The 14,365-nt window shown below is 70.9% G+C and carries 10 protein-coding genes; 1 reads left to right on the plus strand and 9 read right to left on the minus strand.

Annotation, left to right across the window (positions count from 1 at the left end):
* Nucleotides 1-71: 71 nt before the first annotated feature.
* Genes ABTY98_RS16775 through ABTY98_RS16785 form a run of 3 tightly spaced genes read right to left on the minus strand, consistent with a single transcriptional unit; the run spans nt 72 to nt 3,092 of the window.
* Entirely contained in the window at nt 72-1,496 is a 1,425-nt protein-coding gene (locus ABTY98_RS16775; RefSeq protein WP_352221656.1) for an aldehyde dehydrogenase family protein, read from the minus strand.
* Nucleotides 1,497-1,548: 52 nt separating this feature from the next.
* Nucleotides 1,549-2,742 (minus strand): RNA polymerase sigma factor, encoded by a 1,194-nt coding sequence (locus tag ABTY98_RS16780; protein ID WP_352221657.1) that lies wholly within the window; start codon nt 2,740-2,742, stop codon nt 1,549-1,551.
* Nucleotides 2,742-3,092, minus strand: coding sequence for a YciI family protein (locus ABTY98_RS16785; RefSeq protein ID WP_352221658.1), 351 nt, complete (start codon nt 3,090-3,092; stop codon nt 2,742-2,744). The genes ABTY98_RS16780 and ABTY98_RS16785 overlap by 1 nt, the downstream gene beginning before the upstream one ends.
* A 99-nt stretch (nt 3,093-3,191) precedes the next feature.
* Here ABTY98_RS16785 and ABTY98_RS16790 point away from each other — a divergent pair, with 99 nt between their 5' ends.
* On the plus strand, nt 3,192-4,229 hold the full coding sequence (locus ABTY98_RS16790; RefSeq protein WP_352221659.1) for an acyl-CoA dehydrogenase family protein: 1,038 nt from the start codon (nt 3,192-3,194) through the stop codon (nt 4,227-4,229).
* Nucleotides 4,230-4,307: 78 nt separating this feature from the next.
* Here the strand turns inward: ABTY98_RS16790 and ABTY98_RS16795 are convergent, their stop codons facing one another.
* The 6 genes from ABTY98_RS16795 to betA all read right to left on the minus strand — a co-directional run bounded on the left by ABTY98_RS16795 (nt 4,308) and on the right by betA (nt 14,322).
* Nucleotides 4,308-6,746 (minus strand): GcvT family protein, encoded by a 2,439-nt coding sequence (locus ABTY98_RS16795; RefSeq protein ID WP_352221660.1) that lies wholly within the window; start codon nt 6,744-6,746, stop codon nt 4,308-4,310.
* Nucleotides 6,747-6,979: 233 nt separating this feature from the next.
* Nucleotides 6,980-7,945 (minus strand): ABC transporter substrate-binding protein, encoded by a 966-nt coding sequence (locus tag ABTY98_RS16800; protein WP_352221661.1) that lies wholly within the window; start codon nt 7,943-7,945, stop codon nt 6,980-6,982.
* Nucleotides 7,946-7,958: 13 nt separating this feature from the next.
* Entirely contained in the window at nt 7,959-9,932 is a 1,974-nt protein-coding gene (locus ABTY98_RS16805; RefSeq protein ID WP_352221662.1) for an ABC transporter permease, read from the minus strand.
* Complete coding sequence (locus tag ABTY98_RS16810) at nt 9,932-11,053, minus strand: quaternary amine ABC transporter ATP-binding protein (protein WP_352221663.1); 1,122 nt, start codon at nt 11,051-11,053, stop codon at nt 9,932-9,934. Before ABTY98_RS16810 ends, ABTY98_RS16805 begins: the two co-directional genes overlap by 1 nt.
* A gap of 19 nt (nt 11,054-11,072) precedes the next feature.
* Nucleotides 11,073-12,542: an aldehyde dehydrogenase family protein gene (locus ABTY98_RS16815; protein WP_352221664.1), complete on the minus strand. Its 1,470-nt coding sequence runs from the start codon at nt 12,540-12,542 to the stop codon at nt 11,073-11,075.
* A 109-nt stretch (nt 12,543-12,651) separates the two neighbouring features.
* Nucleotides 12,652-14,322 (minus strand): choline dehydrogenase, encoded by a 1,671-nt coding sequence (gene betA, locus ABTY98_RS16820; protein WP_352221665.1) that lies wholly within the window; start codon nt 14,320-14,322, stop codon nt 12,652-12,654.
* Nucleotides 14,323-14,365: the final 43 nt, after the last annotated feature.

The following is a 14,365-nucleotide window of genomic DNA, read 5'->3' on the forward strand; positions in this document are numbered from 1 at the left end:
GTGGCCGCCCGACAGGGCAGCGGTCGGGCCCGGCAGCGTGTCGACGCTGCCGGGCCCGGGGAGTTGAGGGGTCAGCTCAGCGGCTTCGCGAGCACCGCCTTGCGGTGGCTGAACGTCTCGATGGAGTGGCGGCCGTGGTAGCTGCCCATGCCGCTCTCCCCCACCCCACCGAACGGCAGATCGGAGACGGTGAGATGGGCGACCGGGAGGCCGAGGCCGAGACCGCCGGAGGAGGTCTCGGCAGCGATCCGGTCCCGGGTGTCGCCGGACTCACTGAAGACGTAGAGCGCGAGGGGCTTGTCGCGGTCGTTGATGAAGCCGATCGCGCCGTCCAGGTCCGGGACGGTGACGATGGGCAGGATCGGGCCGAAGATCTCCTCCTGCATCACCGGTGACGCCGGGTCTACATCCGCGAGCACGGTGGGCGCGATGTACTTGGCGGCGCGGTCGGTGTCGCCGCCCACGGCCACCCGGCCCGAGCCGAGCAGTCCGCTGAGCCGGTCGAAGTGCCGCTCGTTGACGATCCGGCCGTACTCGCCGGACTCCTTGGGCTCCGTTCCGTACACCGTCCGGACGGCCTCGACCAGGGCGGTTTCCAGGGCGGCGGCCGTCTCGGGGTCGGTCAGGACGTAGTCGGGGGCGACACAGGTCTGCCCCGCGTTGAGGAACTTGCCGCGTACCAGCCGGTCCGCGACCACCGCGAGGTCGACATCCCGGTCGACGAACGCCGGGGACTTGCCACCGAGTTCGAGGGCGACCGGGGTGAGGTGCTCGGCGGCGGCGCGCATGACGATACGGCCGACCGCGCCGTTGCCGGTGTAGAAGATGTGGTCGAAGCGTTCGGCGAGCAGGGCCGTGGTCTCCGGGACACCGCCCTCGACGACGGCGACGGCCTCGGTGTCGAGATAGGCCGGGAGCAGCCGGGCCAGTGCGGCCGAGGTCGCCGGGGCCAGCTCGCTCGGCTTGGCGACGACCGCGTTGCCCGCGGCGAGGGCGCCGGCCATCGGGGCGAGCAGCAGCTGGGCGGGGTAGTTCCACGGGGCGATGACGAGGACGACGCCGAGCGGGTCGTACTGCGTCCAGGCGGTCGCGTCGCCGCCCAGGTGCGCCGGGACGGGGGCGGACTCCGGGCGCAGCCACTCGTCCAGGTGGTCGAGGCTGTGGTCGATCTCCCGGACGGTGAAGTCGATCTCCGTGCGGCGGGCCTCACCGGCGCTCTTGCCCAGGTCCGCGTGGAGGGCGGCGGCCAGCTCGTCGCCGCGCTCCGTGAGCAGGGCGCGCAGCCGGCGCAGCTGACCGGTGCGCCACTCGACGGGCTTGGTGCGGCCGGTACGGAAGGTGGCGCGCAGCCTGGCCACGACGTCGGCGGGCTGTTCGGGGGTGGACTCGTTCACGGATGCCTCGCTGGTGGTGCGTACGGGCCTTACGGCCCGGCTGAGTGTCGAACAGACGGATGCATATTGCAACCTTTCAGCGGCCGAAGTAAATTCCGCCACCGCGGAACCACTTTCCAAAGTGCCCCCGTCCCCCCTGTCGTGGACACACCGATCAGGCCGAGAGCTCGGCGCGCCGCCGCAGAAGGTATGCCCGGTCGGGCAGCCCGTCGGCAAGCTCGATGGCGGTGTCGTACTCCCCCACCGCCTCGTCGTCGCGGCCGAGGCGGCGCAGCAGGTCGGCCCGGACGGCGTGCAGGACGTGATAGCGGTCGAGGTCGAGTGCGTCGACCAGGTCGAGGGCCTTGCCGGGGCCCTCGACCTCGGCCACCGCGACCGCCCGGTTCAGCGCGACCACCGGAGACCGGTCGACGGCCATGAGCTGGTCGTACAGCCGCAGGATCTGTCCCCAGTCGGTGGCCTCGGCGGTCGGTGCGTCACTGTGCACGGCGTTGATCGCGGCCTGGATCTGGTACGGCCCCGGGCGGTTGCGGCGCAGACACCGCCGTACCAGGTCCTGTCCCTCCCCGATCAGCTCCCGGTCCCACAGCCCGCGGTCCTGCTCGGGCAGCGCCACCAGCTCACCGCCCGCCGGCCTCCGCGCGGGCCGCCGGCCCTCGACCAGCAGCATCAGCGCCAGCAGCCCGGCGACCTCGGGCTCGTCCGGCATCAGCCCGTACAGCAGCCGCCCCAGGCGTACGGCCTCCACGCACAGCTGGGCATCACCGCCGTACCCCTCGTTGAAGATCAGGTAGACGACGGCCAGCACACCGCTGAGCCGCTCGGGCAGGTCGGCGTCCTTCGGCACCCGGTAGGGGATGCCCGCGTCGCGGATCTTGGCCTTGGCCCGGACCAGGCGCTGGGCCAGGGTCGGCTCGGGCACCAGGAAGGCGCGGGCGATCTGGGCGGTGCCGAGCCCGCCCAGCAGGCGCAGGGTGAGGGCGACCCTGGCCTGCGGGGCGAGCGCGGGGTGGCAGCAGGTGAAGATCAGCCGGAGCCGTTCGTCGCGCACGGGGCCCTCCTCGGCCGTTGGGTCGGGCGCGTACAGCCGGACGGCCTCGGCGTGCCGCGCGTCCCGGGAGGACTCACGGCGCAGCCGGTCGACCGCGCGGTTGCGGGCGGTGGTGATGATCCACCCGGCCGGGCTCGGGGGCACCCCGCTCTCCGGCCATCTGTCCAGTGCCGTGGCGAAGGCGTCCTGGACCGCTTCCTCGGCGAGGTCGATGTCGCCGAGGAAGCGGACGAGAACGGAGACCGCGCGCCCGTACTCGGCACGGAAGACGGCCTCCACGTCGGCGGCATCCGCCATCAGAACTGATCCACGAAGGGCCGCACCTCGATCGGCAGCCGGGTGGCCAGGGCGGCCTTGCGTCCCCACTCCAGGGCGGCGTCCAGGTCCTCCGCCCGGATCAGACTGATCCCGCCGAGGTACTCCTTGCCCTCGGCGTAGGGCCCGTCGGTGACCAGCACGTCGCCGTCCTTCGGGCGCAGCGTCGTGGCCGTGTCCGGTCCGTGCAGTCCGCCGGAGAACACCCAGGCCCCGGCCGCGCGCAGCTCGTCGTCGAACGCCTCGACATCGCGCATGATCGTGGCCATCTCGTCCGGCGGGGGCGGGGTGCCGTCGGCCGGCTGGACCACGCTGAGCAGGTAGTGCTTCATGACGTTCTCCTCGTTCGTCGTGGGGTGTGCTCGCCTTCTACACGAACGGCGGGCCCCCGGATCGACACCCCACCCCGAACAGTCGAAAGAATCCCGTCCATGACCATCTCCGCACATCCGCTCGTCACCCGCGCCCGGGAACTCGCCGACGGCCTCCTCTCCCCCGCCGCGGAACGCGTCGACCAGGAGGGCGTTCCGGTGAGCCACATCGAGGCGATCAGGCGCTCGGGCCTGCTCGGCGTGAACGCGCCGGTGGAGTACGGCGGCTCGGCGGCGCCCGCGGCCGTCGTACGAGAGACGGCGGAGATCCTGGCCGGGGCCTGCTGCTCGACGTGGTTCGTGCAGACGCAGCACCACACGCCGGTACTGACCCTGGCGAAGGCCGAACTCCCGGTGCGGGACCGCCTGTTGGGCCCGCTGGCCCGGGGTGAGCTGCTGTCCGGGGTGGCGTACGCGCATCTGCGGTCGTACCCGCGTGTCCCCGTGCGCGTCCGGCGGGCAGGAGCCGGCTGGCGCTTCCACGGCACCGTCCCCTGGTACACCGGCTGGGGCCTGAACGACGTCATGCTGCTGGCCGGGGTGACCGAGGACGACGAGGCCCTGTTCGCCTTCGTCGAGGCACGGGAGCAGCCGGGCCTGCGCCCGTCGGAGCCGATGCGCCTGGCCGCGCTCACCGCGTCCCGGACGGTGTCCCTGGACCTGGACGGCCTGCGGGTACCAAAGGACGCGGTCGCGCTCCGGATGCCGTACGAGGACTGGGCGGCGACGGACCGCCCGAAAACCCTCAACACCAGCCCGGCCGTCTTCGGGATCACGGAGGCGGCCCTGGCCCTGGTGGACGAGGAGTACGCGGCTCCGCTGCGGGCCCGTGCCGGCGAGGTCCGCCGCCGGGCCTACGCGCTCGCGGACCATCCGGTACCGCGGGAGCACGCGCAGGAGCGGCTGGCGCTGCGGGCGGAGGCGTTCACGCTGATGCGTACGGCGACCACGGCGGCCGTGGTGACGGGAGGCGGCCGGGCGCTGACCGTCACCGAACGCGCCCAACGCCTGGCCCGGGAGGCCCTGTTCCTCCTGGTCCAGGGTCAGACCGCCGCATCACGCACGGCACATCTGGAGCGGCTCGCGGGACCCCGCTGAGCCGGTCTCCACTCCGCGACGCCCCGGTCCTGCGGGTGACCGTGCGGTCGGTGTCGGCCCTGGCGCCGCGCCAAAGCCTCACCCACGCAGACGGGTCATCGCCGGATCGAACAACGGCTCCTCGGCCACCACAGCCTCCACTCGCCGGTCGAAGTAGCCGATGTACACGGTTGTGCCGGGCACCGCCAGCTCCGCCGGCAGCCACGCGTACGCGATGCCCTTGCCGACCGTGTAGCCGTAGGCCGCGCTGGTGACGTAACCGATCGCGCGCTCGCCGTCGTACACCGGTTCCTTGCCCATGACGACGGCCCGTGGGTCGTCGATGGTGAGGCAGCTCAGCCGGCGCCGCACATCCGTCCTGCGCCGTTCCAGCGCGGCCTTGCCGACGAAGTCGCCCTTGTCCAGCCTGACGGCGAAGCCGACGCCGGCCTCGTAGGGGTCGTGTTCGTAGGTCATGTCGGTACCGAAGGAGCGGTAACCCTTTTCCAGCCGAAGGCTGTTGAAGGCGCCCCGCCCGGCTATGACGCCACCGAGCGGTTCGGCCGCCCGCCACAGGGTGTCCCAGAGTTTCGCGCCCTGGTCGGCGGTGGTGTACAGCTCCCAGCCGAGTTCGCCGACGTACGACAGCCGCATCGCGGTGACCGGCACCGAGCCGATGTAGGCGCGCTGGGCGCGGAAGTACTTGAGGCCCTCGTTGGAGAAGTCCTGGTCGGTGAGCGGCTGGAGGACCTCGCGGGCGAGCGGGCCCCACAGGCCGATACAGCACGTGCCGGGGGTGATGTCGCGGACCTGAACCCCGCCCTCGACGGGGAGGTGGCGGGTGAGCCAGTCGAGGTCCAGGTTGCCGTTGGCGCCGACCTGGAAGAGGTCGCGGTCGAGGCGGGCGACGGTGATGTCACTGCGGATGCCGCCGTCGTGGTCGAGGAGCAGGGTGTACGTCACCGAGCCGACGGACTTGGCGACCTTCCCGGTGACCAGGCCCTCCAGGAAGTCGGCGGCACCGAGCCCGGAGACCTCCAGGCGCTTGAGGGCGGTCATGTCGTACATCGCGACCGTCTCGCGGGTGACCTGGGCCTCGGCGCCGACGACGGGCGACCAGTACCGCGCGGCCCAGTCGTCGGGGGTGGGGATGGCGCGGCCTTCGACCAGGCCGGCGTTGGCCTCGTACCACTGGGGCCGCTCCCAGCCGTTGGCCTCCAGGAAGAACGCGCCGTGTTCCTGCTGACGGGCGTAGAAGGGGCTGGTGCGGATCGGGCGGGGCTTCCCGCTCGGCTGGAGGGGGTGGAGGATGTCGTAGACCTCCACGAAGTTCTGGCAGTCGCGGGCCAGGACGTACTCCGGGGCGAGCTGGTGCGGCTCGAAGCGGTTGATGTCGCACTCGTGCAGGTCGAAGGACGAGCAGTGGCCGTCCACCAGCCATTCGGCGACGGCCCGGCCCACGCCCGCCGAGTGGGTGACCCAGACGGCCTCGGCGACCCAGAAGCCCTTGACATCCGCGGACTCGCCGAGCAGCGGGTAGCCGTCGGTGGTGAAGGAGAACAGGCCGTTGATGCCCTCCTCGACCTTGGCCTCGCGGGTCGCGGGCAGCAGTGACCGGGTCTCGGTCCAGGCGTCCTCGAAGTCCTCCTCGGTGAACTTCAGGACCGAGGGCATCTGTTCGGCCTCGTCGACGGACAGGATGTCGTCCGCGGAGACGGGCATCGGGTGGTGGCCGTAGGAGCCGATGCCGAGGCCGTCGAAGCGGTCGCGGTAGTAGAGGTCGGCGTCCTGGTGGCGCAGGATCGGGCGGACCGCCTCCTCGGTCTGGCCGGCGAGGGCGGGGACCGGGCCGGTCCAGGCGAGCTGGTGGGCGAGCGGGGTGAGCGGCAGGTTCATGCCGACCATGCGGGCGATCTTCGGGCCCCAGATGCCGGCGCAGCACACCACGATGTCGGCGGGGATCTCGCCCTGATCGGTCAGCACACCGGTGACGCGGCCATCGCTCCTGCGTACGTCGAGGACCTCGTGGCGGGCGAGGAAGCGGACGCCGCGCTCGCCGGCCCGGCGGATCTGGGCCTCCACGGCGAGCACGGCCTTGGCGATGCCGTCGGTGGGGACGAGTAGGCCACCGAGGACCCGGTCCGGGTTCACCAGCGGGTGCTGTTCGACGCACTCCTCGGGGGTGAGGATCCGCGCCTCGATGCCCCAGGCGGTGATCCAGCCGTGGCGGCGGTGGAGTTCGGCGAGTCGCTCGGGGGTGGTGGCGACTTCGAGGCCGCCGACCTGGAGGAAACAGGGCCGGCCGTCGACGTCGAGGGAGGAGAACTTCTCGACGGTGTAGCGGGCCAGCTCCGTCATGGTCTTCGACGGGTTGGTCTGGAAGACCAGGCCGGGGGCGTGCGAGGAGGAGCCTCCGGTGGCCGGCAGGGGGCCCTGGTCGACCACGGTCACCTCGGTCCAGCCGCGCGCGGAGATCTCGTCCGCGAGGGCGGCTCCCACGACGCCCGCTCCGATGATGACCACTCGGGGTCCCGCCATCGCCCAACCTCCGAACTTGAGACCGGTGCAGTTGCCTTGTACGCAACGCGATTCAGGCTGCGCAACTCAATGTGCCTGTCGTCTAGGAGGGGTGTCAAGGGGTCCGGTGACGTCGGAGAACAGGCCGGGACACGGCCGGAATCCAGCCGTACGAACGGCAACGCCCGGCGGGCGGTGCGCACAAGCTGCGCACCGCCCGCCGGGCGTACTGGACCGGCCGTTTCGCGCCCCCGCTACTTCAGCCAGGCGTCGACCTTGTCGCGGTTGGCGTCGACCCACTTCTTGGCCGCCGCGTCGTCCGACATCTTGTCCACCGCGATGTACTTGGCCACGGTGTTCTGGTCGTCGTTGGTCCAGTTGAACTTCTTCACCAGGTCGTACGCCGGGCTGCCCGACTTGGCGAAGCTCGCGCTGACGATCTTGTCCAGGTCGTAGACGGGGTAGTCGCAGGCGACCTTCGCCGCGTCGGCGTCGCAGCCCGTCGTGTACTTGGGCAGGTCCACCTTCACCAGCGGCACCTCGGAGAGGAACCACTGCGGTTCGTAGAAGTAGCCGATCAGCCACTGCTTGTTCTTCTCGGCCGTGCGGAAGGCCTGGATGAGCGCGGTCTCGCTGCCCGCGTACACCACCTTGAAGTTCAGCTTCAGGTTCGTCACCAGGGCGGCGTCATTGGTGACGTACGACGGGTCGCCGTCGAGCAGTTGGCCCTTGCCACCCGACTCGGACGTCTTGAACTCGGTGGCGTACTTGTCGAGGTTCCGCCAGTTCGTGATGTCCGGGTGCGCCTTGGCGAGCCACGGTGGGACGTACCAGCCGATGATGCCCTTGTTGCCGGTGGACCCGGCCTCCACGGCCGACTTCTGCCCGGTGATGTACTTCTTCTTGAGATCGTCGTGGCCCCAGTTCTCCAGGACGGCGTCGACCTCGCCGGTGCCGAAGCCCTGCCAGGCGATCTCCTCCTTGAGGTCCTTCTTCTCGACCGTGCAGCCGAGGTCGTGTTCGGCGACGTACGCGACGACCGCCGCGTCCGCCTCGTAGCCCACCCACGGGTTGACGGCCAGGTTGAAGGTGCCGCACTTGCCGCCCGAGGACTTCGAGCCGGCCGAGGTGTCCTCGCCGACCTTCGCTCCGCCGCAGGCCGTGAGGGTGAGTCCGAGGACGGCCAGGCCGGCCGCGCCGGCTCGCCAGTGTTGTGCCATGGTGTCGCGCTCCTTATGCCCGGGTGCGTCGCGCCGCAGCCTGAGTGATCCGGTCGAACATGACTCCGAGCAGTACGATGGCGAGCCCCGCCGCCAGTCCCTTGCCGTACAGCTCACCCTGCGAGAAACCGGCCACGACGTCGTAGCCGAGGGCGCCCGCCCCTACCAGGCCGCCCACCACAACCATCGACAGCACATAGATCAGGCCCTGGTTGGTCGCGAGGGTCAGGGCGCCGCGTGCCATCGGCAGCTGGACCTTGGTGATGATCTGCCAGGTGTTGCACCCGGCCGAGGTGGCCGCCTCCACGGTGGACTCGGGCACGTTCCGCACCCCGTCCGCGATGATCTTGATCGCGACGGGCGCCGCGTAGACGACGGCCGCGACGATCGCCGTGAAGCGGGTCGCGCCGAAGAGCGCCAGGAACGGCACGAGATAGACGAACGGCGGCATGACCTGCGCGGCGTCCAGGGTCGGCCGGATCAGCCGGTCCGCCAGCGCGCTGCGGCCCATCCACACACCGACGACGGCGCCGAGCAGCATCACCAGCACGGTGGCAACGGCGGTCGAGGCGAGGGTGGTCATGCTGTCCGACCACACGCCCGTGCCGACCAGCAGCCCGACGCACACGGCGGCCGTCGCCCCGGCCCACCGGCCGCCGATGACCGCGCCGAGCGCGACCAGGGTGGCGCCGACGAGCCACCACGGGGAGTCGGTGAGCAGCGTCTGGAACGGGTTGAGCAGTCCGTTGGTGAGGGCGTCCCGCAGGGCGTTGGTCAGACCCGAGAGATGGTCCTGGAGCCAGGTGGTCGCGGTGTCGGCGGCGCTCGCGATGTGCGTGCCGACGGTGCCGTCGCCGGGGAACTCGGCCGCCCAGACGTAGGTGTGGGAGAGGTGGACGAGGACGGCGGCCGCGATCCCGCCGGCCGCCAGCAGCGGGCGGCGCCACTTCAGGAACGGGCCGCCGGTGGTGCGGACTTCGGTGCGGACGGCGGCCGCCGTGGTGACCCGGTCGAGCACGACGGCCATGACGACGATGGCGAGTCCGGCGTTGAAGGCGGTGCCGACGTCGAGGGACTGCAGGGCCTGGACGACGGTCTTGCCGAGGCCGGGCGCGTCGATCAGGGCGGCGATGGTGACCATGGCCAGGGCGGCCATGATGGTCTGGTTGACGCCCATCACCACCGTGCGCCGGGACATCGGCAGCAGCACCTTCAGCAGTTGCTGCCTCCGTGTCGCGCCGAGCGAGTCGGCTGCCTCGACGGTCGTCTCGGGTACCGAGCGGATGGCGTGCGCGGTGATACGGATGGCGGGGGGTGCCGCGTAGATCACCGTGGTGATCACGGCGGAGGCCCCGCCGATGAGGAAGATCAGGGTCAGGGGGGCGAGGTAGACGAAGGTCGGCATCGTCTGCATGAAGTCCAGGAAGGGCGTCATGATCCGGTTGAACCGGTCGGAGAGTCCGGCCCAGACGCCCAGCGGGATGCCGATGAGCAGGGCCACCAGGACCGCCGACAGAGTAAGCGCCAGGGTGTCCATGCTCTCCTGCCACAGACCCTGCAACCCGAAGAACGTGAAGCCGGCCGCGGCCAGCAGCGCGACCCGCCAGTTGCCCACGGCCCAGGACACGTAACCGGCAAGTCCGACGACACCGAGCCAGCCGACCTGCGGGACCGGGCGGGAGCCGGCGGGCTGCGAGATCAGCGACCGGACGAAGGTCACCAGGTTGTCGATGGCCAGCCGGATCTCGTTGAAGAAGTAGAGGAAGACCGGGTTGGAGTTGCGGTTGGCACCGATGCTGTCGTTGACGTCGTTCAGCCAGCGGTGCAGGCCGGTGAGGTCGGCGGCGGCCAGGGTCAGCGTCTGCCTGCCGCGCAGTACGGCGAAGAGCACCAGCCAGACGACCAGGATCGCCCCCACCACCATGGGGCGGCCGACCTTGTGGCGCAGGGTGACGCCCGGCGCGGTCGTGTCGGCGACGGCGGCCATCAGGCGCCGCCTTCCTGCCCGGCGTCGACGGCTTTGACGCCGACGGCTCCGGCGACGACAGCCAGGATCTCCTCGTCGCCGACGATTCCGAGCAGTCTGCCGTGCTCGACGACCTTCACCGGCTTCTCGGCCGCGAGCACCGCCCGGGTGGCCTCGCGGACCACGACGTCCGGGCCCAACTCGGGTCCGTCCAGGGCATCTTCGGGAGTGGCGGGCCGCATGATCCAGCGCAGGGTGAGGACGTCGCCGCGCGGCACGTCCTTGACGAAGTCCCGTACGTAGTCGTCCGCCGGGGCGCCGACGAGTTCGTCGCCGGTGCCGCACTGGACCATCCTGCCGTCCCGCATGATCAGGATGCGGTCGCCGAGCTTCAGTGCCTCGGAGAGGTCGTGGGTGATGAACACCATGGTCTTGCCGACCTCGTGGTGCAGACGGATGACCTCGCTCTGCATGTCACGGCGGATCAGCGGGTCCAGCGCGGAGAACGGCTCGTCGAAGAAGAGGACGTCGGGGTCGCCGGCGAGGGCGCGCGCGAGACCGACGCGTTGCTGCATACCGCCGGAGAGCTGGTCGGGGTAGGAGTTCTCGTATCCGGCGAGGCCCACCAGTTCGACGACCTCCATGGCCTTCCTGGTCCGTTCGGCCCTGCCCATGCCCCGGATCTCCAGGCCGAACGCCACGTTCTCGACGACCTTGCGGTGCGGCAGCAGACCGAAGTGCTGGAAGACCATGGAGAACTTGCTGCGCCGCAGCTCCCGCAGCCGCCGGGCGTCGGCGCCCCGGATGTCCTCACCCTCGAAGACGACCTCTCCGGCGGTGGGTTCGATCAGCCGGGTCAGACATCGCACCAGGGTGGACTTGCCGGACCCGGACAGGCCCATGACGACGAAGACCTCGCCGGGCGACACCTCGAAGCCGACGTCCCGTACGGCGGCGGTGCAGCCGGTGCGGTCCATCAGCTCGCGGCGGGTCAGCCCGCACAACTCCTCGGAGCCCGGCACCTCGTCGGCCTTCGGCCCGAACACCTTCCACAGCCGGCGCACGGAGATGACCGGGGTGCGCCCCCCGGGGTCCTGGGACGTGTCGCGCCGCTGCGACACCTCGGTCTGCGCTGGGGTCATGATCGGCCTCTCTTCGGCGTCAGCCGCGGAACCAGTGCTGCGGCCGGGGTCGGATGTTCTGCCAGACGTGCTTGGGCTCCCGGTACTCGTCCAGGCCGGTCGGTCCCAGCTCGCGGCCCACGCCGGAGTGCCCGAAGCCACCCCATTCCGCCTGCGGCACATAGGGGTGGTAGTCGTTGATCCACACAGTGCCGTGGCGCAGCCTGCGGGCGACCCGCTGTGCCCTGCCCGCGTCCTGCGTCCAGACGGCGCCGGCGAGGCCGTACTCCGTGTCGTTGGCGATGCGGACGGCGTCGTCCTCGTCCTGGAAGCGCTCCACGGTGAGCACGGGGCCGAAGGACTCCTCGTGCACCACCCGCATGTCCTGCCGGCACTCGTCGAGGACGGTGGGCGGGTAGTAGAAGCCGTTCGCCAGCGCGGGGTCGTCGGGGCGCGCGCCGCCGCAGCGCACTACGGCGCCCTCGGCGAGGCCGGCGGCGACATACGCCTCGACCTTCTCGCGGTGCTGTGCGGAGATCAGCGCCCCGGTCTCGGTCTCGGGGTCGAAGGGGCCGCCGAGGCGGATGAGCCTGGCGCGGCGCACGACCTCGTCGACGAAGGCGTCGTGGATCGTGTCCTCGACGATCAGCCGGGCGCCGGCCGAGCAGACCTGCCCGGAGTGGAGGAAGACGGCGGTGAGGGCGAAGTCGACGGCGCTGGCGAAGTCGGCGTCGGCGAAGACGACGTTGGGGTTCTTGCCGCCGAGTTCGAGGGCGACCTTCTTCACCGTGGCGGCGGCCGTGGCCATGAGGTGCCGGCCGGTGTGCAGTCCGCCGGTGAAGGACACCATGTCGACGCCCGGGTGCTCGGCGAGCGGCGCACCCGCCTCGGCGCCGGCGCCCAGCACGAGGTTGGCGGCGCCGGCCGGAAGGCCCGCTTCCGCAAGGGACCTCATCAGCAGGATCGCGGTGGAGGGGGTGAGCTCACTGGGCTTGAGGACGACGGTGTTGCCCGCGAGAAGGGCCGGGGCGACCTTCCACGAGGCCTGCAGCAGGGGGTAGTTCCAGGGGGTGATCAGTCCGCACACGCCGACGGGTTCGTAGGTGACCCGGCTGAGCGCGTCGTCGCGGCCGGTGTCGACCACCCGTCCGGCGTTGGTGCCGGCGATGCCGCCGTAGTAGCGGAAGCAGGAGACGACGTCGGCGATGTCGTACTCGCTCTCCACCAGCCGCTTGCCGGTGTCGAGGGATTCGGCGCGGGCGAATTCCTTGGCGTCGCGCTCGATGATGTCGGCGGTGCGCAGCAGCAGCGCGCCGCGTTCCCGCTCAGGGGTGTGCGGCCAGGGGCCGTCGTCGAAGGCGCGCCGGGCCGCGGCGATCGCGGCCTCGGTGTCGGGGCGGGTCGCCTCCGAGACCGTGGCGACGAGGGTGCCGTCCGCCGGACAGCGGATCTCGCGTTGGCCGCCGGCCACGGCCGTCCGCCATTCACCATCCACGTACAGATCTGCCACGGTCGCGCCCTTCGAGCCCGAAATCGTTGCGCATTGTGCATTGGATTGCTTTTGGTGGAACACCCTGACGAACGGACCGACCGCCGTCAAGGGGTCCGGGGAGAGTGCGCTACCCCGCCTGTTTCTGGGCGTCGCGGTGCCGGTAGTAGGCGGCCTTGGACGGCGCCTGCGGCTCCTTGCCGAGGATGAGGTCGGCCGCCTTCTCGGCGATCATCATCACCGGGGCGTAGATGTTGCCGTTGGTGACGTACGGCATCACCGAGGCGTCCACGACGCGCAGTCCGTCCACTCCGTGCACCCGCATGGTGAGCGGGTCGACGACCGACATCGCATCCGTGCCCATCTTGCAGGTGCAGGACGGGTGCAGGGCGGTCTCGCCGTCCCTGGCGACCCAGGCGAGGATCTCCTCGTCCGTCGCCACCGACGGACCGGGCGAGATCTCCCCGTCGTTGTAGGGGGCGAGGGCGGGCTGGTTGAGGAGCTCGCGGGCCACCCGGACCGCCTCGACCCACTCGCGGCGGTCCTGCTCGGTGGAGAGGTAGTTGAAGCGCAGCGCCGGGTGTTCGCGCGGGTCCCTGCTCCTGATCTTCACCGAGCCGAGGGCGTCGGAGTACATGGGCCCGACATGGACCTGGTAGCCGTGGCCGCCGGCGGGCACGGAGCCGTCGTAGCGGACCGCGACGGGCAGGAAGTGGAACATCAGGTTGGGGTAGTCCACGTCCTCGTTGCCGCGGCAGAAGCCGCCCGCCTCGAAGTGGTTGGTGGCGGCCGGTCCCGTGCGGAACAGCCACTGCAGGCCGATGAAGGGGGCCCGCCACTTCGCCAGGTACGGCTGTACGGAGACGGGCTGCTTGCAGGCGTACTGGATGTACACCTCCAGGTGGTCCTGGAGGTTCTCGCCGACGCCCGGCAGATCGTGGACGACGTCGACGCCGAGGGCGCGCAGTTCCTCGGCGTTGCCGACGCCCGAAAGCTGGAGCAACTGCGGGGAGTTGATCGCGCCGCCGCACAGGATGACCTCCGCGGCCCGGACCTGCCGGAGGGCGCCCGTGCCCCGTTGGAACTCGACGCCGACGGCCTTTTTCCCCTCGAAGAGGACGCGGGTGACGAAAGCGCGGGTGGTGACGGTGAGGTTGGGCCGCTTCCTGGCGGGCTTCAGGTACGCCTTGGACGCGGACAGGCGCCGGCCGCGGTGCACGTTGCGGTCGAACTTGGCGAAGCCCTCCTGCCGGTAGCCGTTGACGTCGTCGGTGGGTGCGTAGCCCGCCTCCTGGGTGGCCTTGAGGAAGGCGGAGAAGAGCGGGTTGGTGGCGGGGCCGCGTTCCAGGACGAGGGGGCCGTCGTGGCCGCGGAACTCGTCGTCGGGGTCGGCGGCCAAGCAGTTCTCCATGCGGCGGAAGTACGGCAGGCAGTGGGCGTAGTCCCAGGTCTCCATGCCGGGGTCGGCGGCCCAACGCTCGTAGTCCATGGGGTTGCCGCGCTGGAAGATCATCCCGTTGATGCTGCTGGAGCCGCCCAGGACCTTGCCGCGGGCATGGTAGACACGGCGGCCGCCCATGTGGGGCTCCGGCTCGGACTCGTACTTCCAGTCGTAGAAACGGCTTCCGATGGGGTACGTCAACGCCGCGGGCATATGGATGAACACGTCCCACGGGTAGTCCGGGCGGCCGGCCTCCAGCACCAGCACCCGGTTGCCGGGGTCGGCCGAGAGCCGGTTCGCCAGTGCGCTGCCGGCCGATCCGCCGCCGACGATGACGAAGTCGTACTGCAAGGGATCCATGCCGCCTCGTCCCGCTCGCGCCGTCGATGTGCGCGGCATGCTA

The organism is Streptomyces sp. NPDC096040 (assembly GCF_040303265.1).
In the GTDB taxonomy this organism is placed as follows: Bacteria; Actinomycetota; Actinomycetes; order Streptomycetales; family Streptomycetaceae; genus Streptomyces.